The following is a 25613-nucleotide window of genomic DNA, read 5'->3' as shown; positions in this document are numbered from 1 at the left end:
GATCAGGGGCGGCCCGGCCGGGGCCAGGCAAGGAACGTCCCGCGCTGGCGGCCCGGGCACGCAGCCGACCGCCGGAGCCCCCGTCCCAGTCGACGACCTGGGTGCGCGGCGCAATCCTCCTCGGGATCGTCGTCATGCTGGCGGTGACCCTCGTCCCCACCCTCCGATCAGTCATCCAGCAGCGCAACGACACCATCGCCCTCCAGGCGAGGGTGGCCCAGCAGAAGCTCACCGTGGAGGAGCTCGAGAAGGAGGCGGCCCTGTGGAAGGACCCCCAGTACATCGAGGAGCAGGCCCGCAAGCGGCTGAGGTTCGTGCGGGTGGGTGACCGCGCCTACTCCGTCAGCGGCCTCGACTCGCAGCGCTCGCAGGAGCAGGCCGGGCAGGACCCCATCGTTGCCGCTCCGATGGCGAACGCCTCGTCGCCGTGGTACGGCAAGCTCTGGCAGTCGGTCCAGATCGCCGACCGTCCGACGGCGGGTCTCTCCCGATGACCGGCCCGGGAGCGGCTCGCCGGGACGGGCGTGCCGAGGGAGTCGACGAGGCCGACCTGCTCGCCGTCGAGCGGCAGCTGGGCCGGCCAGCACGCGGTGTCGTCGAGGTGGCTCATCGGTGCCCGTGCGGCGAGCCGGACGTGCTGCGGACGGAGCCGCGGCTGCCGGACGGCACGCCGTTCCCGACCACCTACTACGCCACCTGCCCGCGCCTCACCGGCGCTGTCAGCACGCTCGAGGCCGGCGGAGTCATGAAGGAGATGACGACCCGGCTCGCCCAGGACGCCGAGCTGCGCGCCGCCTACGAGCGGGCCCACGAGCACTACCTGGCGAGCAGAGCCGAGCTAGGGGAGGTGCCGGAGATCGACGGGGTGTCGGCCGGCGGGATGCCGACCCGCGTCAAGTGCCTCCATGTCCTCGTCGCGCACTCGCTGGCGGCCGGGCCCGGCGCCAACCCGCTCGGCGACGAGGCGCTGGCGATGCTCGACGACTGGTGGACCCCGACCTCCTGTGCCGAGATGCACGCGCCCGAGGACGCAGCAGGGAGCGCCGGTGCGTCCGCCCAGCCGGCGACCGCCGATGGATGAGCGTGCGGTCCGCGTCGGAGCGATCGACTGCGGCACCAACTCCATCCGTCTCCTGGTCGCCGACGTCGACCCGGCGACGGGCGAGCTGAGGGATGTCACGCGCCGGATGGAGATCGTCCGGCTCGGGCTGGGCGTCGACCGCACGGGTGTCATCTCCACCGAGTCGATGGAACGCACGCTGCGCGTGACGCGGATCTATGCCGCCGAGTGCCGTGAGCTCGGCGCGTCCCGGGTGCGCTTCGTCGCGACCTCCGCCTCCCGCGACGCGCGCAACGCAGCCGACTTCATCGACGGAGTTCGTCTGGCCTTCCACGAGCACTGGGGGGCGGACGTCCTGCCGGAGGTGGTGACCGGCCACGAGGAGGCGCAGCTGTCGTTCCGGGGGGCCACGGGGGGCCTCGGCACACACGGCGTGCCGGGCCCCTACCTCGTCGTCGACCTCGGCGGCGGCTCGACCGAGTTCGTCCGGGGCGCCACGCAGGTCGACGCGGCTCGGTCGGTCGACGTGGGCTGCGTCCGGATGACCGAACGCCACCTGCACTCGGACCCGCCGACCTCCGCCGAGATCGCGGCTGCCACCGCCGACGTCGACCGGGCCATCGACGAGGCGGCCCGGACCGTGCCGCTGACAGGGGTCCGGGCGCTCGTCGGTCTGGCCGGCACCGTCACGACCGTGACCGCGCACGCCCTGCGACTGCCGACGTACGACCCGGAGCGGATCCACCTGTCCCGACTTCCGGTCGACCGGGTGGTGGACGCCTGCACGGAGCTGCTGCATCTCGACCACGCACAGCGACGCGCCCTGCCCTACATGCACGAGGGCCGGGTCGACGTCATCGGGGCGGGCGCACTCGTGTGGCGTCGAGTCGTCCAACGCGTCGCCGAGGCCGCAGGCATCACCGAGGTCATCACGTCGGAGCACGACATCCTCGACGGCATCGCCCTGTCCGTCGCGTCGCCCGTCGCGTCGCCCGTCGCGTCGCGCGAGCCCTCTGCCTCCGTTGCCTCAGTACCCCCGCAGGGACTCGAACCCTGACTCGAGCGATTTTAAGTCGCCTGCCTCTGCCGATTGGGCTACGGGGGCGCAGCCTCAGTATGCATGGGGGCCGGTCAGCGGCGCAGGGCCGCTCGGGCACCGACCGGCACGGTCACGGTTGCGTCTCGGACCGCTCGATCCGGACAGGCCGGGAACCAGAACGGTCCCCCCGAACGCTTAGGGTGGTGACAGTCGCTGCGCCCAACAACGGGGCGTGGCCCCAGTGCTGGGGAGGCACGAGACAACATGGCAGGTGGAAACCCGGTCTTCGACCGGATCGACAAGCAGCTGCAGCAGGAGCGCTACGCCGGCTTCGGCGCGCCGCAGCGCGGGCAGCAGGGCCCGACGGGCTCGACTCAGGCAGCAACCTCCGGATACGCGGCTCAGGACGCCGTGACCGCCGGTGAGCTCAACGACCTCTATGCGCGACAGACCGCCGGGCCCCTCGACACGGGCCGCGTCACGCTCGACGACGTCATCGTCAAGAGCCTCGTGCTCTTCGCCGTCACGCTGGCCGCCGCCGGCGTGTCGTGGTTCATGGTCGACGCCAACCAGAGCCTCATCTCGCCGCTGTGGCTCGGTGGCATGTTCGGGACGTTGATCCTCGGCTTCGCGATGATGTTCATGAAGAACATCCCGACGCCGCTCTACTTCGTCTACGCCCTCGTCCAGGGCGTGTTCCTCGGCGCGTTCAGCTACTTCCTCGCCGCCCGCTACGGCATCGACCTCGTGCTCACCGCGGTCGTCGCCACCTTGAGCGTGTTCGCAGCGATGTACGCCGGCTATGCGACCGGGCTCATCAAGGTCACCGACAAGTCGCGTCGGATGTTCACCTTCATGATCGCCGGCTACGCGCTCTTCTCGATCATCCAGGTCGTCCTGCTCATGACGGGCGTCATCGACGGTTGGGGCTTCGGGGGCAGCGGCCCGCTCGGCATCGGGCTCAGCCTCCTCGGTGTCGGCCTTGCCTCCTACTCGCTCGCGGTCGACTTCGACTCGATCGACAACGCCGTCCGCCTGGGTGCCCCGCGGAAGTACTCCTGGCTGCTCGCGCACGGCCTGATCGTCTCGGTCGTCTGGCTCTACATCGAGATCGCCCGGCTCCTCGCGCGACTGCGCGACGCGTGACCGTCAGTCCCGCTCGAAAGGACTGACCGACGGTGAGATCGCCTGTTCCGCAGGAGGTCTCCGAGGAGCTCCGGCGCGTGGTCGAGCGGTGGCGTCAGCTGCCGCTCGACCACGCGCTTTCCCGTATGCCGCTGACGTCGGCTGTCGTGCAACGGCTCGCCGACCGCGTCGCCGGCTCGCGCGGAAGGCCGCCCCGGCGGGTGCCCGACCTCGGGCCGGCAGCCGTCATGGACCAGCTGACCGTCATGGTGTTCGACCTCTACGCGGCCCAGCCCGACGCTGAGGTCGCCGACGTCCTGAGCGAGCTCAGCGGCATACGTCACCGACTCTGACGCAACACACCCGCTCACCGCGCGCTCCCACCTGCTGCAGCAGGTGGTCGCACGCGGTAAGCGGGTGTGTTGCGAGGGGTGGTGCGCTCAGCTGAGGCGCTCGAAGATGACGGCCATGCCCTGGCCGCCACCGACGCACATCGTCTCGAGACCGAACTGCTCGTCCCGCTCGCGCAGGGCGTTGATGATCGTGCCGGTGATGCGGGCTCCGGTGGCGCCGAAGGGGTGGCCGATCGCGATGGCGCCGCCGTTGACGTTGAGCTTGTCGAAGTCCATCCCGATCTGGTCGGCCGAGCCGACGACCTGCGCGGCGAACGCCTCGTTGATCTCGTAGAGGTCGATGTCGCCGATCGACATGCCGGCCCGCTTGAGCGCGAGGTTGACGGCGTCGACGGGGCCGAGGCCCATGATCTCGGGGGAGAGGCCGGTCGCGGCGGTGGAGACGACTCGGGCGAGCGGCTCGAGGCCGAGCTCCTTCGCCTTGGTGTCGCTCATGATGACGAGGGCGGCGGCGCCGTCGTTGAGCGGGCAGCAGTTGCCGGCGGTGACCGTGCCGTTCTCGCGGAAGACGGGGTTGAGGCCCTGGACGGCCTCGAGGGTGACGCCGGCGCGCGGGCCGTCGTCCTTGCTGACGACGGTGCCGTCCGGCGTCGTGATGGGGGCGATCTCCCAGTCGAAGAACCCTCGCTGGATGGCGGCCTCGGCGCGGTTCTGCGAGATGACGCCCCACTCGTCCTGGCGCTCACGCGTGATGCCGTAGGCCGTGGCGACGTTCTCGGCGGTCTGGCCCATGGCGATGTAGATGTCGGGCAGCTCGCCGTCCTCGCGCGGGTCGTGCCACGTCTCGTTCGTCTCGGCGGTCCGCTTGGTCCGCTCACGAGCCGCGCGGAATTTCGGGTTCATGTCGTCCTCGTTGGCGCCACCGGCCCCGGCGAAGCCGACGTACTGCGAGACGCACTCGACGCCGGCGGACACGAAGATGTCGCCCTCGCCGGCCTTGATCGCGTGGAACGCCATCCTGGTCGTCTGGGCCGAGCTCGCGCAGAAGCGGTTGATCGTCGCGCCAGGGGTGTTGTCGAGGCCGAGGAGGGTGCCGACGACCTTGGCCATGTTGGCGCCGTGGCGGTGCGACGGCTCGGCGCAGCCGAGGTAGATGTCCTCGATGAGCGCGGAGTCCAGCGCCGGGATCTTGTCGAGCGCCGCCTGGATGACGGCTGCGGCGAGGTCGTCGGGGCGGATGTCCTTGAGCGAGCCCTTGAAGGCGCGCCCGAACGGCGAACGGGCGGTCGAGACGATGACGGCTTCGGTCACGGTGTCCTCCTGCGGACGGCGGTGTCAGCGGGCGCCCGGAGGTAAGCGGGCGCTCAGTTCCCGACGATCGTATGCCGCTGGGCTGGGTTGTCGACACCCGCCTCCCTATGGCGTGCGTCTCCTCGCAGGGGGCGAGGGCCGGTCACCGGGGCAGCGATGCGGCGAGTCGCTTCAGGGCCGCAGGTTAGGGTGGTGCGCCATGAGCACCTGGACCCGCCGCCCGTGGGGAAGCCGGATCGCGGCCGTCGGCGGGGCAGGTGTGCTCGTCCTTCTCGCCGGGTGCACGTCATCCACCACGCCGCCCGCCGCCTCGACCACCCCGACGGCGTCGGCAGCGGCAGCTCCGACGACCGTTGCCCCGACCGCTGGGGCACCCAGTGCCGAGGCGATCCTCGAGAAGGCCAAGGCGAACGCCATCGCGGCGACCTCGGCCGCGTTCAGCGGACGGGTGCAGCAGGGCGGGGTCGAGATGCTCGTGGACTTCAAGGGCACGAGCGACGGGTCGACCTCCGACATCACCCTGACGACCGGGACCGAGGGCAAGGCCCGCATCCTGTCCGTCGGTGGCCAGGTCTACATCCAGGCCGACGAGCGGTTCTGGACGGCCCAGGGCGTGCCGAGCTCGTTCCCTGCCGACAAGTTCGTCAAGGTCCCTGCCGCGGCGAAGGAGTTCAGCGACGAGTTCAGCCTCAACGGGCTCATCGACGAGGCGTTCAAGGCGGTGACACCGTCCCAGCTGTCCGACACGGTCGGCTCGGAGGTCGTCAACGGCATCGACAGCTGGGTCATCACGGACTCGGCCGGGCAGGGGGAGGGGTCCCTCCACGTCTCCAAGTCGGACTACCAGGTGGTCCGGTTCACCGGCTCGTCATCGAGCCCGGGTCAGCTGGACTTCGCCCACTGGAACGAGGATCTGGGGATCACCGCCCCGCCCAAGGACCAGGTCGTCACGCTCGACTGAGGCATCACGGCTGGGTGGCGCCCACGGCCTCGCCACCGCGCAGCGGGTCGTCCCGGCCGAGGCCGGGCGGGGCGACGGCCACCGTGGCGCCATCCTCGGGGTGTGTCAGGCTCTCGCCCTCGCGCACCGGGTCGGCCACGGGCACGACGACGGTCGGGCGCAGCCGCCGGCGGATCATGGCCCACCGGCCGTGCACGCCGCGGGACTGGCCGCCGACCTCGGCAGGGGCCACCTCGGTGCCCGGGTTGGCAACGGCCCGGCTGGCGGCCACCGCGACCGGACCCACTCCCTCGCCGCGCCAGGCGCTCGGCTGGGTGGGGGCGCTGCGCTCACCGAAGAGGTCGAGGGCCGCGCTCACCGTGGGCAGCAGCGCCGCGGCCACCCGTGCGTAGCCGGCGGGGGACGGGTGGAACCGGTCCTGGCTGAACATCACGTGTGGCTCGGTGGAGAACGCCTCGCTCAGGAGGTCACCGATGGACACGGCTCGACCGCCGGCCTCGACGACGGCCACGGTCTGCGCGGCGGCGAGGTCACGGGACCACCGTCGCGCGAGGTGGCGCAGCGGTTGCGGCAACGGCTCGATCGCACCGAGGTCCGGGCAGGTGCCGACGACGACCTCGGCCTCGGCCTCGCGCAGCCGTCGCACGGCCATCTCGAGGTGGCGGACGGCGAGCGAGCGCTCGATGCGGTGGGTCACGTCGTTGGCGCCGATGAGGATGAGCGCGATGTCGGGGGTCGGGACGCGGGCGAGGGCACGCTCGACCTGGCCGCCGAGGTGGAGGGACTCGGCGCCGATGGCGGCGACGTTGGTCAGCTCGACCGGACGACCACTGAAGGCGGCCACGCCGTTGGCGATGGTCGCGCCGATCGTCTGCCGGGCGTGCTCCGCACCCATGCCGGCGCCGGTGGAGTCGCCGAGCACGACGAGGCGGATCGGCTCCCCGGGGCCGAACCCGTAGGTCCCCTCGTCGTCCGGCGCCCCCTCGAACGGCTGGCCCACGATCCGTCGGGCGAGCATCGCCTCGATGCGGAGCAGGCCGTAGCCGGCCAGGCCGAGGGCACCGAGGCCGGCGGCCCCCACACCGCCGCCGAATGCGGCGGTCTGGGCGATCTTGCGAGCCCGTCGAGCGCGACTCACCGAGAACCCCCTCTGCGTGAGTGAAAACCTCGAGGACGCCATCGAGGGCGTCCGCAAGCGAAGTGAGCCACTCCGCTATCACCGTAACGTGCGGGCCGGTCTCCATGATCCCCGCCCTCGGCGGTCCCGGGCGGCACCTAGGATGATCCGGTGAAGTACGCAGAGCACATCTCCGACCTCGTCGGCAACACGCCCCTCGTCAAGCTCGGCTCGGTCGTCGAGGACGCCGGCGTCCGGTGCACCGTCCTGGCCAAGGTCGAGTACTTCAACCCCGGCGGCTCGGTCAAGGACCGCATCGCGCTCCGGATGATCGACGCCGCCGAGCGCGACGGGCTGCTCAAGCCGGGCGGCACCATCGTCGAGCCGACGAGCGGCAACACGGGGGTCGGGCTCGCCCTGATCGCGCAGCGACGCGGCTACACGTGCGTCTTCGTCTGCCCCGACAAGGTGAGCCAGGACAAGCGCGACGTGCTCAAGGCCTACGGCGCCGAGGTCGTCGTCACGCCGACGTCGGTGGCGCCGGACCACCCCGACTCCTACTACAGCGTCTCGGACCGCCTCGTCGAGGAGATCGAGGGCGCCTGGAAGCCGAACCAGTACTACAACCCCGAGGGACCCAACAGCCACTACGCGACGACGGGCCCGGAGGTCTGGGAGGACACCGACCACAAGGTGACCCACTTCGTCGCAGGTGCGGGCACCGGCGGCACCATCAGCGGGACCGGGCGCTACCTCAAGCAGGTCTCCGACGGCGCGGTCCGCATCATCGCGGCCGACCCCGAGGGCTCGGTGTACTCCGGCGGCAGCGGGCGCCCCTACCTCGTCGAGGGCGTCGGCGAGGACTTCTGGCCGGGCGCCTACGACCCGTCCGTCGTCGACGAGGTCATCGCGGTCTCCGACGCGGACTCGTTCGAGATGACGCGGCGGCTGGCCCGCGAGGAGGGCCTGCTCGTCGGCGGCTCCTGCGGAATGGCCGTGGTCGCCGCCCTGCGCGCGGCCAAGGACCTGCCCGAGGACGCCGTCGTCGTCGTCCTGCTGCCCGACTCCGGCCGTGGCTACATGTCCAAGATCTTCAACGACGAGTGGATGGCCTCCTACGGCTTCCTCCACGACCAGCACGACCAGACCGTCGGGCAGGTGCTGCGCACCAAGTCGGGCGAGATGCCCGCGCTCGTCCACACCCACCCCAACGAGACGATTCGCGACGCGGTGCAGATCCTGCGGGAGTTCGGCGTCTCCCAGATGCCCGTCGTCAAGGCCGAGCCGCCGGTCATGTCCGGCGAGGTCGCCGGCTCGGTGAGCGAGCGGGCCCTGATGGAGGCGCTCTTCACCGGTCGGGCCCACCTGTTCGACTCGGTGGAGAAGCACATGGAGCCGGGCCTGCCCCTCGTCGGGGCCGGCGAGCCGGTCGCTGCCGCCCGCGACGAGCTGGAGAAGTCCGACGCGGTCCTCGTCGTCGAGGACGGCAAGCCGGTTGGCGTGCTGACGCGGGCCGACCTGCTCGGCTTCCTCGCGGACTGAGCGGAGGAGGCGCCCCCCAGCACCCTCGAGTGGCCCCGTGGTCCACAGCCCAGCTGTGGACAACGGGGCCGCTCGACTTAGCCGGGAGTGATCTTCGTGATCGAAGGTGATCGATTGGTCCTTCTTTCGATCAGATATTGACAGTCAGATGTCCGGTGCGCCAGATTCATCACCATCACGGGCGGCCTCACCGAAGCGGCTGCCCCAGACGGAGGTGGTCACAACCATGGTTGAGCCAATGCAGCCCTCCCGCCGCTCGCTCCTTGGCGGGGCGGTCGGGGCGGGAGTCGCCGGACTCGCTCTCGGGCCCGGACTGACCGGGGCACACGCAGCGCCGGCGACACCCTCGGCACGTGCAGCAGCACCCACTGCTCGCCGCGCACCCTCGATGATCGGTGTCGCCTACGACTCGCACGACGTCGTCCGGGTCGGGATCGTCGGCCTGGGCAACCGCGGCATGGGGATGCTCGGCGGGTGGGCAGCGGTGCCCGGCTGCCGCGTCACCGCAGTGTGCGACATCAGGCCCGAGCGCGCCACTCGCGCCGCTGACCGGGTCGAGGCCTCGGGCCGCCAGCGTCCCGCCGAGCTCGGCGGAGCGGACGGCTACCGGCAGATGCTGGAGCGGGACGACATCGACTTCGTCTACGTCGCGACGCCGTGGGAGTTCCACCACGCGCAGGGCAAGGCCGCCCTCCTCTCCGGGCGCCACGTGGGCGTCGAGCTGCCGATCGCCACCGAGCTCGAGGAGCTCTGGGACCTGGTCGACACCTGCGAGCTGACGCGCCGGCACCTCTTCCTCATGGAGAACTGCAGCTACGGCCGCAACGAGCTGGCCATGCTCAAGATGGCCCACGCCGGCGTCTTCGGCGACATCACCAACGGGCACGGCGGCTACCTGCACGACCTGCGCGCACTGCTGTTCTCGGACACCTACTACACCGACTCCTGGCGCCGCCTGTGGCACACCCGCAGCATCGCGAGCTTCTACCCGATGCACGGACTGGCACCGATCGCTGCGTGCATGGACATCAACCGCGGCGACCGCATGACCACCCTGCGGGCGACGGCTACGGCGCCGAAGGGCCTGGCCGACTACCGGGCCCGGCACGTGCCGGCCGACCACCCGTCCTGGAAGGAGACCTACGTCAACGGGGACCTCGTCACCTGCCTCATCGAGACGCACCAGGGCCGGGTCATCCGGGCCGAGCACGACGTCTCGTCGCCGCGACCGTACAGCCGCATCAACACGCTCGCGGGCAGCCGGGGCCTCGTCGAGGACTATGTCGGCGGCGGCTCCACGGGGGCGCGGGTCTACATCGAGCCGGACCACTCCGGCGACTACTGGCGTGACTTCACCGACCTGCGTGCCGAGTTCGACCACTGGCTCTGGAAGAAGATCGGGGACGACGCTGCCAGCAACGGCGGTCACGGCGGCATGGACTACGTGCTCATGTGGCGGATCGTCCAGCAGATGCGAGCGGGCCAGGTCCCGGACATCGACGTCTACGACTCTGCGGCCTGGTGCTCGCCGGTGCCGCTCAGCGTGAAGTCGCTCGAGGCCGGCGGCCGACCCGTCGACGTCCCGGACTTCACGCGCGGCCGGTGGGCCGAGCTGCGGATCGGCCTCGACTCCCGGGAGAGCGACATGCCGGCGACCGCAGACGTGGTGCTCCCCGCGACCAGGTTCGACAGCACGCCCAAGACGACGAGGAAGGCCTCGTGATGACTCGCCTGCGCACCCGGCTGGCCCAGTCCCGCCCTGTCGTCGCCGTCCTCGCCGGGGCCGCGCTGCTCGCCGGGGGGCTGATGGCGCCGCCCTCGAGCGCCGCCCCCTCCGCACCTGGCGAGGCGTCGGGAGCGGTCACGGTGAGTATCTCGGAGGTCGACCTCGAGGGCCCGGCCATCGCCCCGGTCGTCGTCACCGTGGACAACGCCTCATCGGCCCGCCTGCGCAACCTCAGCGTCGCCCTGCAGGGACCGACCGGTTGGGCGGTGTACCCGGTGGAGCAGTCCTGGAAGAAGGCGGTGGCGCCCGGCGCGTCCGTCGCCCTCGACTTCTCGGTCCAGGTCCCTGCGCCCCGCTCCGGCTTCCACCTCTACACCTTCACCGCCACGGCGACGTACGGCGGAGGCGACGGGGCCGGCACCGCGGTGGGAACGCGCACGCAGCGGACCGGCTCTGCACTGCCGAACCTCGCCGCGGCCTACAACAACGTCGGGGTCACCGACGAGTCGAACCCGACACCGGGCAACTTCGACGGTTACGGCAACTCCTTCTCTGCGCAGAAGCTCGCGGACCAGGGCGTGACACCGGGCGCCACGGTGTCCGCGCTCGGCGCGGACTTCGTGTGGCCCTCGGCAGCGCCGGGCACCGCCGGCAACGTCGCGGCGGCAGGGCAGGCCATCACCTTCGGGGGGCAGGGCAGCCGACTGGCCTTCCTGGGATCGGGCGCCAGCTACGCGGCGTCGGGCCAGGTCTCGGTCTACTACACGGACGGCTCGAAGAGCACGGGCACGCTCGGCTTCCCGAACTGGTCCTTCCAGGAGGCCGACGCCCACGGAGCGACGCTGGTCGTATCGAGCGTGGGGCGCAACCGGCCCAACGGCTACGGCGATTCCGCCTACGCCTACCGGGTCTTCGCCAACTCGATCGAGATCGACCCGGCCAAGACCGTCGAGTTCGTCGTCCTTCCGGGCAACGGGGCCGTCCACATCTTCGACATGCAGATCGTGCCCTGACGGCCTCCCCTCATCGAGTGGCCCCGGTCTCCACAGCTCACCTGTGGAGACCGGGGCCACTCGAGCTCTGCCCTGGGGAGGGCGGGGCCACTCGAGCTCTGCCCCTGGGGAGGGCGGGGCCACTCGAGCCGACACCGGGTGTCCTGGGTGTCTTGACCGATTGCTGGAGAAGACTTTGCGAACTCATGGTCGTTCCTAGACCGATTGGGGGAGCGAGCCGATACCTACCCGTCGTAACGTGTGACCGGCCGTCACGACGATGGCTTCCACGCTCGTCGGGACTCACGGTGTCGTCCTTCCGTCAGACGGTCCGGCGGGAGTGCTCGGGTGATTGGAGGGCGCTGTGCCGCTGTCCTCGGAGACGTCGACGTTCGAGGCGTTGTCCCTCGAACCGCTCGGCCTGACCGTGCTGGAGGAGCAGGTCTACCTCCGCCTCGTCGAGCACGGGTCGGCCGCGACCTGTGACGTCGCCGCCGACCTCGGCGGAACGCCGGACGAGGTGGCTCGGGCGCTCGACGCACTGGCCTCGCGGGGGCTGGCGCACCGTGAGGACTTCGAGGGCCTGCGGTTCAGGGTCATCTCACCCGACGTGGCCCTGCCCGAGCTGATCCGGCAACGTCGACGCGAGCTCAACCGCCTCCAGGACGAGGCGGAGCGGATCTCCGAGGCGGCTGCCCGCCGGTGGGGCGGGGCCTGCGACGTCGTGGAGCCCGTCGTCGGGGCCTCCGCCGTCCTCGACGCGTTCACGCAGATGCAGCGCGCGGCGCGGGACGAGGTGCTCATGGTCGACGCACCTCCCTACTTCGCGGGCGGGGCGCAGCCCAACGAGAGCGAGTTCGTCGCTCTCGCGGCCGGGGTGTCCTACCGGGTCATCTACCACCGTGAGGCGATCGTCACCGACGAGGCCCGAGCAGCGATGCGCCAGTACGTCGATGCCGGCGAGCAGGCGCGGGTCAACGCGCAGGTGTGGCCCAAGCTGCTCGTCGTCGACCGAGCGGTGGCGCTCGTGCCGGAGTCGGCCGACGACCCCGACCCCGAACGCCGGCTCCTCATCCGCTCGTCGAGCATCCTCGACGTCGTCGTCGCGCACTTCGAGCAGCTGTGGGAGAGGTCCACCCCGGTCGAGGCGCTGGCCCGGACCGCCGGCACGGCAGAGCCGGGCGTCTCCGAACGTGACCGCGAGATCCTGGGGCTCATGGCTGCGGGGCTGAAGGACCGCACGATCGCCCGGTCGCTCGGCATCACCGAGCGAACCGTCGGGCGCCGCATCAACGACCTGATGCGGCGGCTCGACGCCGAGACCCGGTTCAGCGCCGGCGTCCGCGCGGCGCAGCGAGGGTGGATCTCGGGCTGAGCACCCGAGGGTGGCAAGTTTCGGACATTGTCCGGTTGCACCCTGTTCACCGGTCGTTTCCGCTCAATACCGTCCGGCGCGGACGCGACACACACCCCTGAGCGCGTCTCCACTCCAGCAGAGAAGGAGCTCTCCATGAAGCACAGCATGTGGCGCCGTCGGGCGTCACGGGCGGCCACCGCCGCCGTCGCAGCCTCGATGGCGCTGGCATTCCACGTCGCCCCCTCCACCGCCTCCGCCGCATCAGTGCCCTCGATGGCCTCTGGCGCCCCCACGGGCTCCATTCTCGGCACCGACAACCCGGACGCCATTCCCGGCGAGTACGTCGTCGTCTTCACGAACCAGTCCCAGAGCGCCGCGTCCAACCGGCAGTCGGCGCAGGCGATGGCCGCCAAGTACGGCGGCCGGATCAAGCACACCTACGGTGCCGTCGTCGACGGCTATGCGGCGAGGATGAGCGAGGCCGAGGCGCGTCGCGTCGCCGCGGACCCCGCCGTCGAGCGGGTCGAGCAGGCCTACCGGGTGGGCATCGCCGGTGAGCAGGTCAACCCGGGCAGCTGGGGCCTCGACCGCATCGACCAGCGGACCCTCCCGCTCAACCAGCGCTACCGCTACCCGGACAACGCGGGCCAGGGCGCCCACGTCTACGTCATGGACACGGGGGTGAACCTCAGCCACACCGAGTTCACCGGCCGCACGAGCAACGGCTACGACTTCGTCGACAACGACAGCACCCCCACGGACTGCAACGGCCACGGCAGCCACGTCGCCGGCACCGCAGCCGGCACGAGCTACGGCGTCGCCAAGAAGGCGACGGTCCACGCGGTCCGCGTCCTCGACTGCTCGGGCTCCGGCTCGAACGCCGACATCATCGCGGGCGTCAACTGGATCAAGACCAACGCGGTCAAGCCGGCTGTCGTCAACTACAGCATCGGCTGCAACACCCGGTGCACCGACACGACGATGGACAGCGCGGTCCGGTCCCTCGTGACGAGCGGTGTGATGTGGGTCCAGGCGGGCGGCAACGGCAACGACGACACCTGCTACTACAGCCCGCAGCGGGTCTCCGAGGCGCTCACCGTCGGCAACTCGACGAGCTCGGACGCCAAGGCGTCGAGCAGCGCGTGGGGTTCCTGCCAGGACCTCTTCGCGCCCGGCACCAACATCACGTCGGCGTGGTACGACACGAACACGTCGACCCGGACGATCTCGGGCACCTCGATGGCCAGTCCGCACGTCACCGGCGCAGTCGCCCTCTACCTCGGCGCCAACCCGACCGCCTCGTCCTCGGCGGTCCACTCCGCGATCGTGAACAACAGCGTCAGCGGCGCCCTCTCCGGTGTCCCCAGTGGCACGCCGAACCGCCTGCTCAACACCGAGTTCCTCCTCGGCGGCAGCACACCTCCTCCGGGCAGCCAGTGCTCCGGCATGCGGGGCACCTGGACGGGGTCGCTCGCGAGCGGCGCGTCGCAGACCCTGCCGTACGTCTACGACGCGACGGCCGGCACGATCGAGGTCTGCCTCGACGGTCCGACCGGCGCGGACTTCGACGTCTACCTGCAGAAGTGGAACGGTTCGACCTGGTCCACGGTCGCGCAGGGGGTCACGTCGAGCGCGGACGAGTCGTTCAGCTACAGCAACACGTCCGGCTACTACCGCTTGATGGTCGAGTCCTACACCGGCTCGGGCTCCTACACGGCGGGGATGAACTACTGACCGACGCTGCTGACGCCTGACTGACCCCTCAGGCCGTATGCCGCTGGGCTCGCTCCTCGTGAACGCCCACCCGAGCGGGTGGTGAGGTTCTCGAGCCGGGCGAGCCCAGCGGCATACGGTCGTCGGGGTGGGTCAGAAGGTCTGCGTGACCTTCTTCAGGCCTCGCGGCTGGTCGGGGTTGAAGCCCCGGCTGACGGCCATGGCGCAGGCGAGGCGCTGGAGCGGCACGATCTGCACGATGGGCGCGAGCTGCTCGTCCATCCCGGTGGGCAGGACGATGCGCGCGGGCGCCGCGTGGGCATTCGTGCCGGGGGCGACGAGGCAGATGTCGGCGCCGCGCTCCTCGAGGGCGGCGAGGACCGGCTCGAGCGCGCGGCCACCCGGCCCTTCGGGGACGACGGCGATGACCGGCCGGTCCTGGTCGACCATCGCGAGCGGTCCGTGGAGGAGGTCCGCGCCCGAGTAGGCGTGCGCTGACAGGTAGCACGTCTCCATCAGCTTGAGAGCCGCCTCCCGGGCGGTCGGGTAGGCGTAGCCGCGGGACGTCGTGACGAGCTTGTCGACGAAGCGGTAGCGGGACGCGACGTCGTCGACGTCGGCCTGCAGGGCGGCCTCGACGTCCTCCACGAGTCGGTCCGCGGGCTGGATGTCGAGCTCGGCCCAGGCGCGGACGAGCAGCCAGAGGGCGAGCAGGCTCGACGTGTAGGTCTTCGTCGCGGCCACGGAGCGCTCGGGGCCGGCGAGGATGTCGATCCGCAGCTCACTGGCCCGTCCGAGCGGTGAGTCGCCGGTGTTGGTGACCGACAGGGTGAGTGCCCCTCCCGCGCGGGCGCGTTCGGTGGACTCGACGAGGTCGGGGGAGCCGCCGCTCTGGCTCACGGCGATCCAGAGCACGCCGTGGAGGTCCGGCTGGCGGTCGTAGGCCGTGTAGACGGACGTCGAGGCCAAGCCGCACGGCAGGCCGAGGGTGGTCTCGATCAGGTACTTCGCATAGAGGGCCGCGTGGTCGGAGGTGCCGCGGGCAGCGAGCAGCACGAACCGTGGGGCGGCAGCGCGGATCCGGGCGGCGACGTCGTCGACCGGGGCGCGCCCCGTGAGCAGCCTGGCGAGGGCCGCCGGCTGCTCGCCGATCTCGGCCCGCATGAGCGTGGCGGTCACTCGGACACACCCGCCGGTGCCGAAGGGGTCTCGAAGAGGTTGGCGATGGTCCGGCGGATCGGGTCGTAGTGCCGCTCGAAGGCGTGCTGCAGGCGTTGGACGTCCCGAGCGCCGATCGCGTCCACGATGGCCTCGTGCGCCTCGGCCGTGCGCAGCCAGTCCGCGGCCTCGACCTTCAGCGTCGGGGCCACCCGGGCCTGCACCTGCCAGAAGGCCTCGGTCAGCTGGCTGACGAGGTCGTTGCCGATGGCGTTCATCAGCCGGATGTGGAAGGCGCGGTCCTCGTCGACGTAGGGCTGGCCCTCCATGGCGAGACGGCGCATCCTCACCGCGAGCTCGCGCAGGTTGGCCAGCTCGACCTCGTCGAGGGTCTCGATCATCAGCGGCGACAGGCCCTGCTCGAGCATCTGGCGGATGTTGACGAGGTCGGTCATCACCTTGCCGTCGGTGCCGGTGCTGAGCAGGCCGCGAAACGCGAGGCTCTCGACGAGCGCGTTCATCGACAGGCGCCCGACGTAGGAGCCGTGGCCGTGACGCACCTCGACGATGTCGAGTGCGGAGAGGCTCTTGATCGCCTCGCGGATACTGGTACGGCTCGCGCCGATCGCGGCGATGAGCTCGTTCTCCGTCGGCAGCAGGTCGCCGGGACGGAGCTGCTTGTCGAGGATGTACGTCTTGATGCGTTCGATCACGTCGTGGTTGCGTGACCGCGGCAGGAGACCATTGCGGGGGGCAATGGGCGAGACATCGGACATTCGAACCCCTCGTCGTCGATTTGTTACGTGCAATCTACTAGACATCCTTCCTCGTGGGGAAGACGTATGATGTACTACCTGCCAGCGCAGTGCTGCCGGGCGGTCGGTGGACTGCCTCACCCAACACCAACAGGCACCAACATGGGAGGCCACAGTGAACCCCGACCAGGAGTCCAAGACCCTGCTCGACCCAGCCGGTCTGTCCGGCGTCAGCCGTCGCAAGTTCCTCAAGTTCAGTGGCACCCTGAGCGCCGCCGCCGTGATCACGGGGGCACTGGCGGCCTGTGGCGGCCCGAGCTCGACCAACTCCTCGTCCGGCAACGGCGGTGGCGGGACGGTCCCCGACACCATCGAGGCCACCCTGGCATTCACCCTGTCGAGCGGCCTCGACCCGATGAACGCCTCGAGCGCGGTCGGCACCGCCGCCAACCAGCACATCTTCGAGGGCCTCGTCGACCTCGACCCGATCACCCGCGAGCCCTACGCCGCCCTGGCCAAGGCACTTCCGGAGCAGGGCGCGGACGGGCTCACCTGGACCGCCACCCTCCGTGACGGCGCGCTCTTCTCCGACGGCACCCCGGTCACCGCCGAGGACGTCGCCTGGTCCTTCACCCGCGCGCTCGACCCGGCGAACAAGGCCCTCATGGCCGCGTTCCTGCCCTTCATCGACTCGGTCTCCGCCAAGGACGACAAGACGGTCGAGTTCAAGCTGAAGCAGCCCTTCGCCCTCTTCGCGCAGCGCATCGCCGTCATCAAGGTCGTGCCCAAGAAGCTCACCGGTGACGCTGCTGCCGCGAAGGCGTTCGACACCAAGCCGGTCGGCTCCGGCCCGTGGAAGCTCGACAGCGCCGACGCGACGACCGGGCTGCGCTTCTCGGTCAACGACAAGTACAACGGCCCCCGCAAGGCGAGCGCCAAGAAGATGGTCTGGAACACGACCACCGAGGGCGCCACCCGCATCGCCGACATCCAGGGCGGTCGCGTCCAGGCCGTCGAGGCCGTGCCCTACATCAACGTCGCCCAGCTGGAGGGCAAGGTCGAGGTCGAGGCGCGCCAGGCCTTCAACCAGCTCTTCCTCCTGTTCAACTGCTCCGCCAAGCCGTTCGACGACAAGCGGGTCCGTCAGGCGCTGCACTACGCGCTCGACAAGGAGGCGATCATCGCCACGGCGCTGCAGGGTTACGGCACTGCGGCCAAGTCCTACCTCGACCCGGACAACAAGGACTACCAGGAGGCCGCGACGGTCTACGGCTACGACCCGGAGAAGGCCAAGGCGCTCCTCGCCGAAGCCGGGGTCAAGGACCTGAAGTTCGAGCTCGTCACGACGAGCACCCAGTTCATCGTCGACATCGCGCCCCTCATGGTCGACCAGTGGAAGAAGGCCGGCATCACGGCGACGGTCAACACGGCCCCGTCGGCCTCGGTCTACGCGCCGGCACCCGACGGCCTCGTGTCCAAGGACTCGTTCCGTGTCCTCGCCGCGTCGGGTGACCCGACGGTCTTCGGCCCTGACGCCGACCTGCTGCTGCGTTGGTACTTCGCGGGCGACACGTGGCCCAAGAACCGCGCCCGCTGGACCGGTGCCGCCCCCGCCAAGGCCGCCCAGCTGCTCGACCAGGCAGCGGCCGAGCAGGACCAGGGCAAGCAGAAGGAGCTGTGGAAGCAGGTCATCGACCTCGTCGCCGACGAGGCTGCGATCTACACGGTCCTGCACACCAAGATCGTGACCGCGTGGGACTCGAAGAAGATCGAGGGCTTCAAGCCGGCTGCGACGACGGGTCTGTACTTCCTCGACGCGAAGCGCAACGCCTGACCACCACCGCCCCTCAAGCCCCGGGCCGGCTCGCTTTTCCCCCCCCCCCTGGGAGCGAGCCGGCCCGGCTACACCCCGCAAGGAGGACCGATGTCATCGATCCTGAAGATGATCCTCAGGCGCCTGCTGACACTCGTTCCGTTGATGCTCGGTATCGCCCTGTTCGTCTTCGTGATCATGCGGCTGTCGCCGGTGAACTCCGCCGTGGCGGCCCTGGGCGACCAGGCCACCCCCGAGCAGATCGCCGAGTACGAGGCAGCCCGCGGGCTCGACCAGCCCGCGCCGGTCCAGTTCGTCACCTTCCTCGGCAACGTCCTCAAGGGGGACTTCGGCGAGACCATCGGGGTGGCCCGACCGGTCTCGGACCTGGTCGCCGAGGCGCTGCCCCTGACGATGCAGCTCACCTTCCTCGGGGTCGCCCTCGCCCTCGTCATCGCCCTCACCCTCGGCATCACGGCCGCGCTCTTCCGCGACCGCTGGCCCGACCAGCTCATCCGGGTCCTCTCGATGACCGGCATCTCGGTGCCGAGCTTCTGGCTCGCACTGCTCATGATCCAGCACCTGTCGCTCGGGCTCGGCTGGTTTCCCAACGCGGGCTACACCAACCCCGCCGAGAGCGTCAGCGGGTGGCTCCGGTCGATGGCGATGCCCGCCATGGCACTCGCCGTGCCGGTGGGTGCCTCCCTCGCGCGCATCGTGCGAACCTCCATGGTGGAGGAGCTCGACAAGGACTACGTCCGCACGGCCTACGGCGCAGGCCTGCCCGCCGGGATCGTCGTCGGACGCAACGTCCTGCGCAATGCGCTCGTCAACCCCCTCACCGTCCTCGGCCTGCGGGTCGGCTACCTGCTCGGCGGCACGATCATCATCGAGGCCATCTTCACCATGCCGGGCATGGGCACGCTCGTCATGCAGGCCGTCGGGACCAACGACACGAACCTCGCGCAGGGCACGATCCTCGTCATCGCCTTCACCTTCGTCGTGGTGAACCTGCTCGTCGACATCTTGTATCTCTTCGCGAACCCGCGGCTGCGGGGAGGCCACTGATGACCATCCACCCCGAGCTCACCGCCAAGCTGTCCGACCCCGACAACCGCAAGGTGGCCAGCGTCGCCGGGCTGCGGCGCCTGCCGCTCCTGTCCCGCTTCGCGGCCGGCTTCATCGCCCTGCTCGTCCTCGCCGCGATCCTCGCGAACTGGCTGACGCCCCACGACCCCACGGCGACCGGGCTGGCCCCGGTGAACACCGGCCCGGGCTCGGAGTTCTGGTTCGGCGTCGACCGCTCCGGCCGCGACATCTTCTCGCGCCTCGTCGCCGGCACCCGTCGTTCGCTCGTGGTCGGCTTCGGGGCAGCGGGTATCGCGCTGGCCCTCGGCACGGTGCTCGGCGCCCTCGCCGCCACGAGCCGCAAGGCCGTGGACGAGTTGATCATGCGGCTGCTCGACGTCGTCATGGCCTTCCCGGCCATCGCGCTGTCCGCCGTCCTCATCATCGCGTTCGGCAAGGACAGCCTCGTCGTCCTGATCCTCGCCATCGGCTTCGTCTTCACCCCGCCGATCGCCCGGGTGGTCCGGGCCAACGTCCTCTCGCAGTACAGCGAGGACTACGTCGCCGCCGAGCAAGTGATCGGCGCCGGTCGCCTCCACATCCTCGCCCGGCACGTGATCCGCAACTCGGCAGCGCCGGTCATGGTGTTCGCCACCGTCATGGTCGCCGACGCGATCGTCTTCGAGGCCTCGCTCTCGTTCATCGGTGGCGGCCTCCCCGGCCACGTGGCGGAGTCGTCGTGGGGCTCGGTCATCGCCTACGGCAAGGACGTCCTGCTCGCCGGCTCCTGGTGGGCCACCTTCTTCCCCGGCCTGCTCATCCTGCTCACGGTCCTGTCCCTCAACATCCTGTCCGAGGGCATCTCCGATGCGTGGGCCGCACCGGCGGCCAGGCGGGCCAAGCCGGTCGCCAAGCCCGGCGAGGACATCGACCGGCTCGAGACCTCCGAGCCGGGGACCGGCGAGGTCCTTCCGCTGCCGGGCCTGGCCGAGGCCGGCCGACGGCTTCGCGAACGCGCCCGCCCGCTGCCCCCGGGGGAGCCGGCTCTGGTCGTGACGGACCTGCGGATCGGCTTCGACGGTCGGCACAACGGGGTCGACATCGTCGACGGCATCAGCTTCGACGTCCGACCCGGTGAGGTCCTCGGCCTCGTGGGCGAGTCCGGCTCGGGCAAGTCCCTCACCGCCCTGGCCGTCATGGGTCTCGAGCCGAAGGGCGCCCGCCTCAGTGGATCGATCCACTTCAACGGCACCGACCTGATCCGGCTCCCGCTGGCGCGGCGCCGGGCGCTGATGGGCCGGGAGATCGCGATGATCTACCAGGACGCCCTCTCCGCGCTCAACCCCGCGATGCGGATCAGCGCCCAGCTGGACCAGCTCATCAAGCGTGGCGGGACGCGCACGGCCGACGAGCTCATGCGCCTCGTGGGACTCGACCCGGAGCGCACCCTCGGCGCCTACCCCCATGAGCTCTCGGGCGGTCAGCGCCAACGCGTCGTCATCGCCATGGCCCTGTCCCGCGACCCCCGGCTGATCATCGCCGACGAGCCGACGACCGCGCTCGACGTCACGGTCCAGGCGCAGGTGATGACGCTGCTGCTCGAGCTCCAGGAGCGGCTCGGCTTCGCCCTGATCCTCGTCAGCCATGACCTGGCCCTCGTCAGCGACATCAGCGACCGGGTGGTCGTCATGTACGGCGGCCAGATCGTCGAGGGTGGTGTCACGGCCGAGGTCGTGGGCGCCCCCGCCCACCACTACGCCCGGGGCCTGCTCGGGTCGGTGCTCTCCCTCGAGTCGGGCGCTGAGCGGCTCACCCAGATCAAGGGCGTCGTGCCGTCCCCGGCCGACTTCCCACCGGGTTGCCGGTTTGCCGACCGGTGTCCCATGGCCACCGAGGTGTGCCGCCGCGAGGCGCCACCGCTCGAGGGGGACCGGGTGCTCCACGTCGTCGCCTGCCACCACCCCGCGCATCAGCTGCGCGTCGACGCCGAGGCCGCGACCCGAGCAGCCACCGGATCAGCCACCGAAGGGGCCATCTCATGAGCGAGCCGATCATGCGCCTCGAGGACGTGCACGTGGTGCACCGCACCAAGAGCAGCGGGCTCTTCGGCCACGGCAGTGTCTTCGCGCTCACCGGAGCCTCGATCGAGATCGCTCCCGGCGAGACGGTCGGAGTCGTCGGTGAGTCCGGCTGTGGCAAGTCGACGATGGCCAAGGCCATGGTCGGGCTGCAGCGACCGACGTCGGGCTCGGTCATCTTCGAGGGCAAGGACATCTGGTCCCTGAAGGACCGTGAGCGGCGCAGCCACCTCGGCCGCGGCGTGGGAATGATCTTCCAGGACCCCGCCGCGTCGTTGAACCGCCGCATGCCGATCAGCCAGGTCGTACGGGACCCACTCGACGTCCATGACGTCGGCACGCCCAAGGAGCGCGCCGCCCGGGTCCGTGAGCTCCTCGACCTCGTCGGCCTCCCACGCTCGGCGGCCGACCTCCTGCCGAGCCAGCTGTCCGGTGGACAACGCCAACGAGTCTCCATCGCCCGGGCGCTCGCCCTCGAGCCGTCCCTCGTCATCGCGGACGAGCCCACCAGTGCCCTCGACGTGTCGGTCCGGGCCCAGATCCTCAACCTGCTCCTCGACCTCAAGGACCGGCTCGGCGTCGCGATGGTCTTCGTGTCGCATGACATCCAGACGGTCAAGCGCGTCAGTGATCGCGTCGTGACCATGTACCTCGGGCGCATCGTGGAGGACACCCCTGCCGCGCAGCTGCCCGATGGCGCGGTGCACCCCTACACCCGTGCACTCTTCTCAGCGACGCCCGGCCTCCTCGACCCGATCGACCCGATCCCGCTCGTCGGTCCGGTCCCCTCCGCCGCCAACCCGCCCTCCGGGTGCCCGTTCCGCACCCGGTGCTGGAAGGCGACCACGGTGTGCGCCGAGCTGATGCCCAACCCGATGCTCGCTGCCGAGCGCCACACCTTCGCCTGCCACCACCCCGTCCCGGCCGGGATCACCACCGCGGAACTCGCCGCGTCAGCCCGGGCCGCCACCGACAACCTCGTCAAGGAGCCGTCATGACGACCACTGCACCCATCCAGGGCCTCGTGCCCCCGGTCGTCACACCGCTGAAGGACGACCTCACCGTTGACTCCGGGTCCCTCGAGCGCCTCGTGGCCCGGATGATCGACGCCGGCGTCGACGGTCTGTTCGCCCTCGGCAGCAGCGGTGAGACCGCCCTCCTCGACGACGCCCAGCGCGACCGCGCGCTCGAGGTCATCGTCAAGACCGCCGACGGACGGGTGCCGGTGCTCGCCGGCGCCATCGAGCCGGCGACGGCCCGGGCGGTGGAGCGGGCCCGCGCCGCCGAGCGCCTCGGCGCCCAGGCGGTCGTGGCCACGGCACCCTTCTACGTCATCGTGGGGCCGCACGAGACGGAGCGGCACTTCCGCTCGGTCGGTGCGGCGGTGGATGTGCCGCTGTTCGCCTACGACATCCCGGCCTGCGTCCACTCGAAGCTGTCGAACGACCTGATCGTGCGCCTCGCGAGCGACGGCGTCATCGCCGGCGTCAAGGACTCGAGCGGCGACGACGTGGCGTTCCGCCAGCTGCTCCTCTCGGTCGCGGACGCCGGCCTGACCGGGTTCGCCACGCTGACCGGGCACGAGGTCATGGTCGACTCGATGCTCCTCGCCGGCGCCTCGGGCTCCGTCCCGGGCCTGGCCAACGTCGACCCTGCCGGCTACGCCCGTCTGCACGCCGCGGTCGCCGCCGGTGACCTCGCCGGCGCCCGCGCCGAACAGGAGCGACTGACCCGGCTCTTCCGCATCGTCGAGGCGGCGGACCCGGCCACGGCTGCCGGCATGACGCGCGGTGCCGGGTCCTTCAAGACCGCCCTGCACGTCCTCGGCATCATCGACAGCAACGCCATCTCCCTGCCGCTGCGCCCTCTGGACTCCACCGAGGCCGAGCGCATCCGCCAGATCCTCGACTCGGTCGGGCTGCTCTGACCCATGGCCCAGACCGTCGTCGCCCTCGACATCGGTGGCACCAAGAGTGCCGCCGCACTCGTCACCGGGGAAGGGACCGTGCTTGACGTGATGACGGCCCCGACCCCCGGTGAACAGGGGCCGGAGGCGATTCTCCGGATCGCCTCCGGCCTCGCGGCCGACCTCCTCGTGACCGCGACCGCCCGCGGTCACGAGGTGGCCGGTCTCGGGGTCGGCAGCGCCGGGGTCATCGACGCCTCGACCGGTCGCGTCCTCTCCGCCACCGAGGTGCTGCGGAACTGGGCGGGCACCGACGTCAGGGGGGCACTGAGCGAGCTCAGCGGCATACGGCATGTCGTGGTGGACAACGACGTGCACGCGCACGCCATCGGGGAGAGCTGGCTGGGGGCCGCCGCCGGCGCGTCCAGCGCCTTCTTCGTCGCCGTGGGCACCGGAATCGGCGCGTCCGTGGTCATCGACGGCGCGGTGTGGCACGGTCGACGCAACGTCGCCGGTCACTTCGGTCACGTCGCCGTGCCGCATGCAGCCGGACTGCCTTGCGTCTGTGGCGGATCCGGTCACCTCGAAGCCGTGGCGGCCGGGCCGGCCATGGTCTGGGCCTACAACCGCCGCGCCGGTGCCGACCTCGTCCCGCTCGCGGACGTCGCCCGCCGCGCGGACGAGGGCGACCGTCTGGCCGCCCTGACCATCGGCATCGGCGCGCGCGCCCTCGGCAGCGCGATCGGCGGTGCCGCCAACCTCCTCGACCCCGAGGTCGTCGTCATCGGCGGTGGGGTCATGGGAGTCGGCCCCCGATGGTGGGAGCCGATGGAGGAGGCGCTGCGGGCGGAGCTGTTGCCCCCACTGGCCGACCTCCCCGTGCTCCCCGCTCGACTCGGGCCCTCCGCGGCGCTCGTCGGCGCCGCCCGGCTCGTCTGGAAGGACCTGAGTTGAACGCCATCGAGCGGATCAGGGGCGGGCTCGTCGTCTCCGTCCAGGCCTACCCCGGTGAGCCGATGCGGCATCCCGACACCATGCGGCGCGTCGCCCAGTCCGCCGTCCGCGGAGGTGCGGTCGGCATCCGCGCGCAGGGCATCGACGACCTGAGGGCCATCCGTCGCGTCGTCGACCTGCCCCTCATCGGGCTGTGGAAGGACGGCGACAGCGGCGTCTTCATCACCCCCACGGTGATGCACGCGGTCGAGGTCGCCCGCACCGGGTGCGAGATCGTCGCGGTGGACGGGACCCGACGACCCCGCCCCGATGGGTCGTCCCTAGCTGAGACCGTCGCGGCCGTGCACCGCGAGGGCGCCCTGCTCATGGCTGACTGTGCGACGCTCGCGGACGGGGTCGCGGCCGCCGAGGCGGGCGCCGACATCATCGGCACGACCCTCTCCGGCTACACCGACGACAGCCCCCGGACCCCGGGCCCGGACCTCGGTCTCGTCGCCGCCCTGGTCCGCGCGCTCGACCGGCCCGTGGTCGCCGAGGGCCGTATCCACACCCCCGACCAGGCGCGCGCCGCCCTCGAGGCAGGGGCTCACGCCGTCGTCGTCGGCACTGCGATCACGCACCCCGCGACGATCACGTCCTGGTTCGTCGAGGCCGCCCAGCGAGCGGGAGAGTGACGCGGCCCCAGCCACCGGCTTGGCTGCACCCACAGGTGCGCGCCCTGCCGGACACCACCGCCCCGATCGACCCCCGACGGCTGGACGAGCAGCGACGACTCGTCGCTGACAACACGCCGGCGGAGGCGGGCCCGGGAGTGCCCGTCCACCACGTCGCCGACGTCGACGCTGATGGCGTGCCGGGCCGGCTCTACCGACCGGCGGAGGGCCGCCTCCCGGTGGTCGTCTACGTCCACGGCGGCGGCTGGGTCGACGGCGGGCTGGCCTCACACGACCCCCTCTGCCGGCTGCTGGCCGCCCGGTCGGGCGCCGCCGTCCTGTCGGTCGACTACCGACTGGCGCCGGAGAACCCCTGGCCGGCCGCGTCCGACGACGTCGACCGGGCCATCGACTGGGTCGGCTCCGCCGCAGCCGCCGAACACTCGCTCGACGGCGGCCGCCTCGCGCTGAGCGGCGACTCGTCGGGCGGACACCTCGCAGCCGTGGCGGCGCGGCGCTGCCGCGACCGGGGCATCGCGGTCCGGGCCCAGGCACTCTTCTACCCCGTCATCGACCCCACCGGGGCGACCTGGGGCGAGACGGTCAACCCGGGCCTCAAGGCGCCCAACATGCGCTGGTGCTGGGACGTCTTCGTCCCGCCCGGGGTCGACCGCACCCACCCCGACATCTCGCCCGCACTCGGCGACCTGCGCGGCCTGCCCCCGACCCTCGTGGTGACCGCCGAGCACGACATCCTCACGCCCGAGGCCGAGTCCTACGCCGCGGCCCTCGCCGAGGCGGGGGTGAGCTCGGTGGCGTTCCGGGCGCAGGGGCTCGTCCACGGGTTCGTCCGCCGGCTCGCGCGCTTCGACGCGGCGGCCGCAGCGGTGGACGTGGCAGCCGGGCACCTGGCGCGCCACCTCGGCGGCTGA

Annotated in this window: 23 protein-coding genes and 1 tRNA gene; 19 read left to right on the top strand and 5 right to left on the bottom strand. The window is 71.1% G+C overall.

The window, feature by feature from the left end:
* The first annotated feature begins 101 nt into the window (after positions 1 to 101).
* The 3 genes from ABWV20_RS10715 to ABWV20_RS10705 are packed head-to-tail and all read left to right on the top strand — an operon-like array spanning position 102 to position 2117.
* Positions 102 to 494, top strand: a complete 393-nt coding sequence (locus ABWV20_RS10715; RefSeq protein WP_353355142.1) for an FtsB family cell division protein — start codon at positions 102 to 104, stop codon at positions 492 to 494.
* On the top strand, positions 491 to 1081 hold the full coding sequence (locus ABWV20_RS10710; RefSeq protein ID WP_353355141.1) for a DUF501 domain-containing protein: 591 nt from the start codon (positions 491 to 493) through the stop codon (positions 1079 to 1081). The genes ABWV20_RS10715 and ABWV20_RS10710 overlap by 4 nt, the downstream gene beginning before the upstream one ends.
* The gene (locus tag ABWV20_RS10705) at positions 1074 to 2117 is read left to right on the top strand and encodes a Ppx/GppA phosphatase family protein (protein ID WP_353355140.1); all 1044 of its coding nucleotides are present in this window, start codon (positions 1074 to 1076) and stop codon (positions 2115 to 2117) included. Before ABWV20_RS10710 ends, ABWV20_RS10705 begins: the two co-directional genes overlap by 8 nt.
* Here the strand turns inward: ABWV20_RS10705 and ABWV20_RS10700 are convergent.
* Positions 2092 to 2165 (bottom strand) — tRNA-Leu (locus tag ABWV20_RS10700). The two genes, ABWV20_RS10705 and ABWV20_RS10700, sit on opposite strands and share 26 nt — an antisense overlap.
* 198 nt (positions 2166 to 2363) lie before the next feature.
* On the opposite strand from ABWV20_RS10700, the gene ABWV20_RS10695 reads away from it, so the two are divergent.
* Positions 2364 to 3245 carry a Bax inhibitor-1/YccA family protein gene (locus ABWV20_RS10695; RefSeq protein ID WP_353355139.1) on the top strand — a complete coding sequence of 294 codons (882 nt, stop codon included), beginning with the start codon at positions 2364 to 2366 and terminating at the stop codon, positions 3243 to 3245.
* Between the two features lie 32 nt (positions 3246 to 3277).
* Positions 3278 to 3577 carry a hypothetical protein gene (locus tag ABWV20_RS10690; RefSeq protein WP_353355138.1) on the top strand — a complete coding sequence of 100 codons (300 nt, stop codon included), beginning with the start codon at positions 3278 to 3280 and terminating at the stop codon, positions 3575 to 3577.
* Positions 3578 to 3664: 87 nt separating this feature from the next.
* Here the strand turns inward: ABWV20_RS10690 and ABWV20_RS10685 are convergent, their stop codons facing one another.
* A complete protein-coding gene (locus ABWV20_RS10685) occupies positions 3665 to 4888 on the bottom strand; it encodes an acetyl-CoA C-acetyltransferase (RefSeq protein ID WP_353355137.1) in 1224 nt (407 codons plus the stop codon).
* Positions 4889 to 5087: 199 nt separating this feature from the next.
* Here ABWV20_RS10685 and ABWV20_RS10680 point away from each other — a divergent pair, with 199 nt between their 5' ends.
* Positions 5088 to 5849 (top strand): hypothetical protein, encoded by a 762-nt coding sequence (locus tag ABWV20_RS10680; protein WP_353355136.1) that lies wholly within the window; start codon positions 5088 to 5090, stop codon positions 5847 to 5849.
* A 4-nt stretch (positions 5850 to 5853) separates the two neighbouring features.
* Here ABWV20_RS10680 and ABWV20_RS10675 read toward each other — a convergent pair whose 3' ends face one another.
* A complete protein-coding gene (locus ABWV20_RS10675) occupies positions 5854 to 6987 on the bottom strand; it encodes an SGNH/GDSL hydrolase family protein (protein WP_353355135.1) in 1134 nt (377 codons plus the stop codon).
* A 150-nt stretch (positions 6988 to 7137) separates the two neighbouring features.
* Here ABWV20_RS10675 and ABWV20_RS10670 point away from each other — a divergent pair, with 150 nt between their 5' ends.
* The 5 genes from ABWV20_RS10670 to ABWV20_RS10650 all read left to right on the top strand — a co-directional run bounded on the left by ABWV20_RS10670 (position 7138) and on the right by ABWV20_RS10650 (position 14317).
* Positions 7138 to 8508, top strand: a complete 1371-nt coding sequence (locus tag ABWV20_RS10670) for a cystathionine beta-synthase (RefSeq protein ID WP_353355134.1) — start codon at positions 7138 to 7140, stop codon at positions 8506 to 8508.
* 226 nt (positions 8509 to 8734) lie between these two features.
* Positions 8735 to 10231 carry a Gfo/Idh/MocA family protein gene (locus ABWV20_RS10665; RefSeq protein WP_353355133.1) on the top strand — a complete coding sequence of 499 codons (1497 nt, stop codon included), beginning with the start codon at positions 8735 to 8737 and terminating at the stop codon, positions 10229 to 10231.
* Positions 10231 to 11247 (top strand): beta-sandwich domain-containing protein, encoded by a 1017-nt coding sequence (locus ABWV20_RS10660; RefSeq protein WP_353355132.1) that lies wholly within the window; start codon positions 10231 to 10233, stop codon positions 11245 to 11247. Before ABWV20_RS10665 ends, ABWV20_RS10660 begins: the two co-directional genes overlap by 1 nt.
* Positions 11248 to 11590: 343 nt before the next feature.
* On the top strand, positions 11591 to 12601 hold the full coding sequence (locus ABWV20_RS10655) for a helix-turn-helix transcriptional regulator (protein ID WP_353355131.1): 1011 nt from the start codon (positions 11591 to 11593) through the stop codon (positions 12599 to 12601).
* A 135-nt stretch (positions 12602 to 12736) separates the two neighbouring features.
* Entirely contained in the window at positions 12737 to 14317 is a 1581-nt protein-coding gene (locus ABWV20_RS10650) for a S8 family peptidase (protein WP_353355130.1), read from the top strand.
* A 132-nt stretch (positions 14318 to 14449) separates the two neighbouring features.
* Here the strand turns inward: ABWV20_RS10650 and ABWV20_RS10645 are convergent, their stop codons facing one another.
* Both ABWV20_RS10645 and ABWV20_RS10640 read right to left on the bottom strand, forming a co-directional pair.
* Complete coding sequence (locus ABWV20_RS10645) at positions 14450 to 15475, bottom strand: SIS domain-containing protein (protein WP_353355129.1); 1026 nt, start codon at positions 15473 to 15475, stop codon at positions 14450 to 14452.
* On the bottom strand, positions 15472 to 16230 hold the full coding sequence (locus ABWV20_RS10640) for a FadR/GntR family transcriptional regulator (protein ID WP_353355128.1): 759 nt from the start codon (positions 16228 to 16230) through the stop codon (positions 15472 to 15474). The genes ABWV20_RS10645 and ABWV20_RS10640 overlap by 4 nt, the downstream gene beginning before the upstream one ends.
* 154 nt (positions 16231 to 16384) lie before the next feature.
* Between ABWV20_RS10640 and ABWV20_RS10635 the strand changes: the two genes are divergently transcribed.
* From ABWV20_RS10635 to ABWV20_RS10600, 8 genes are all read left to right on the top strand, one after another.
* Positions 16385 to 18043 carry an ABC transporter substrate-binding protein gene (locus tag ABWV20_RS10635; protein WP_353355127.1) on the top strand — a complete coding sequence of 553 codons (1659 nt, stop codon included), beginning with the start codon at positions 16385 to 16387 and terminating at the stop codon, positions 18041 to 18043.
* 90 nt (positions 18044 to 18133) lie between these two features.
* A complete protein-coding gene (locus ABWV20_RS10630; protein WP_353355126.1) occupies positions 18134 to 19090 on the top strand; it encodes an ABC transporter permease in 957 nt (318 codons plus the stop codon).
* Positions 19090 to 21132 carry a dipeptide/oligopeptide/nickel ABC transporter permease/ATP-binding protein gene (locus ABWV20_RS10625; RefSeq protein ID WP_353355125.1) on the top strand — a complete coding sequence of 681 codons (2043 nt, stop codon included), beginning with the start codon at positions 19090 to 19092 and terminating at the stop codon, positions 21130 to 21132. The genes ABWV20_RS10630 and ABWV20_RS10625 overlap by 1 nt, the downstream gene beginning before the upstream one ends.
* Entirely contained in the window at positions 21129 to 22166 is a 1038-nt protein-coding gene (locus ABWV20_RS10620) for an oligopeptide/dipeptide ABC transporter ATP-binding protein (RefSeq protein ID WP_353355124.1), read from the top strand. Before ABWV20_RS10625 ends, ABWV20_RS10620 begins: the two co-directional genes overlap by 4 nt.
* Positions 22163 to 23095, top strand: a complete 933-nt coding sequence (locus ABWV20_RS10615) for a dihydrodipicolinate synthase family protein (RefSeq protein ID WP_353355123.1) — start codon at positions 22163 to 22165, stop codon at positions 23093 to 23095. The genes ABWV20_RS10620 and ABWV20_RS10615 overlap by 4 nt, the downstream gene beginning before the upstream one ends.
* A 3-nt stretch (positions 23096 to 23098) precedes the next feature.
* On the top strand, positions 23099 to 24028 hold the full coding sequence (locus ABWV20_RS10610; protein ID WP_353355122.1) for an ROK family protein: 930 nt from the start codon (positions 23099 to 23101) through the stop codon (positions 24026 to 24028).
* On the top strand, positions 24025 to 24702 hold the full coding sequence (locus ABWV20_RS10605) for an N-acetylmannosamine-6-phosphate 2-epimerase (RefSeq protein WP_353355121.1): 678 nt from the start codon (positions 24025 to 24027) through the stop codon (positions 24700 to 24702). Before ABWV20_RS10610 ends, ABWV20_RS10605 begins: the two co-directional genes overlap by 4 nt.
* A complete protein-coding gene (locus ABWV20_RS10600) occupies positions 24699 to 25613 on the top strand; it encodes an alpha/beta hydrolase (RefSeq protein ID WP_353355120.1) in 915 nt (304 codons plus the stop codon). The genes ABWV20_RS10605 and ABWV20_RS10600 overlap by 4 nt, the downstream gene beginning before the upstream one ends.

The organism is Intrasporangium sp. DVR, from assembly GCF_040365325.1.
GTDB lineage: Bacteria > Actinomycetota > Actinomycetes > Actinomycetales > Dermatophilaceae > Intrasporangium.
Note: the sequence above shows the minus strand (reverse complement) of the source record. Positions and strands in the feature narration are given on the sequence as shown.

What these genes read in the sequence shown, in the direction of transcription:
- ABWV20_RS10710 (WP_353355141.1), top strand. Translation starts at nt 491, where the DNA reads ATGACCGGCCCGGGAGCGGCTCGCCGGGACGGGCGTGCCGAGGGAGTC.
- ABWV20_RS10705 (WP_353355140.1), top strand. Translation starts at nt 1,074, where the DNA reads ATGGATGAGCGTGCGGTCCGCGTCGGAGCGATCGACTGCGGCACCAAC.
- ABWV20_RS10695 (WP_353355139.1), top strand. Translation starts at nt 2,364, where the DNA reads ATGGCAGGTGGAAACCCGGTCTTCGACCGGATCGACAAGCAGCTGCAG.
- ABWV20_RS10680 (WP_353355136.1), top strand. Translation starts at nt 5,088, where the DNA reads ATGAGCACCTGGACCCGCCGCCCGTGGGGAAGCCGGATCGCGGCCGTC.
- ABWV20_RS10665 (WP_353355133.1), top strand. Translation starts at nt 8,735, where the DNA reads ATGGTTGAGCCAATGCAGCCCTCCCGCCGCTCGCTCCTTGGCGGGGCG.
- ABWV20_RS10660 (WP_353355132.1), top strand. Translation starts at nt 10,231, where the DNA reads ATGACTCGCCTGCGCACCCGGCTGGCCCAGTCCCGCCCTGTCGTCGCC.
- ABWV20_RS10650 (WP_353355130.1), top strand. Translation starts at nt 12,737, where the DNA reads ATGAAGCACAGCATGTGGCGCCGTCGGGCGTCACGGGCGGCCACCGCC.
- ABWV20_RS10640 (WP_353355128.1), bottom strand. Translation starts at nt 16,230, where the DNA reads ATGTCCGATGTCTCGCCCATTGCCCCCCGCAATGGTCTCCTGCCGCGG.
- ABWV20_RS10630 (WP_353355126.1), top strand. Translation starts at nt 18,134, where the DNA reads ATGTCATCGATCCTGAAGATGATCCTCAGGCGCCTGCTGACACTCGTT.
- ABWV20_RS10625 (WP_353355125.1), top strand. Translation starts at nt 19,090, where the DNA reads ATGACCATCCACCCCGAGCTCACCGCCAAGCTGTCCGACCCCGACAAC.
- ABWV20_RS10620 (WP_353355124.1), top strand. Translation starts at nt 21,129, where the DNA reads ATGAGCGAGCCGATCATGCGCCTCGAGGACGTGCACGTGGTGCACCGC.
- ABWV20_RS10615 (WP_353355123.1), top strand. Translation starts at nt 22,163, where the DNA reads ATGACGACCACTGCACCCATCCAGGGCCTCGTGCCCCCGGTCGTCACA.
- ABWV20_RS10610 (WP_353355122.1), top strand. Translation starts at nt 23,099, where the DNA reads ATGGCCCAGACCGTCGTCGCCCTCGACATCGGTGGCACCAAGAGTGCC.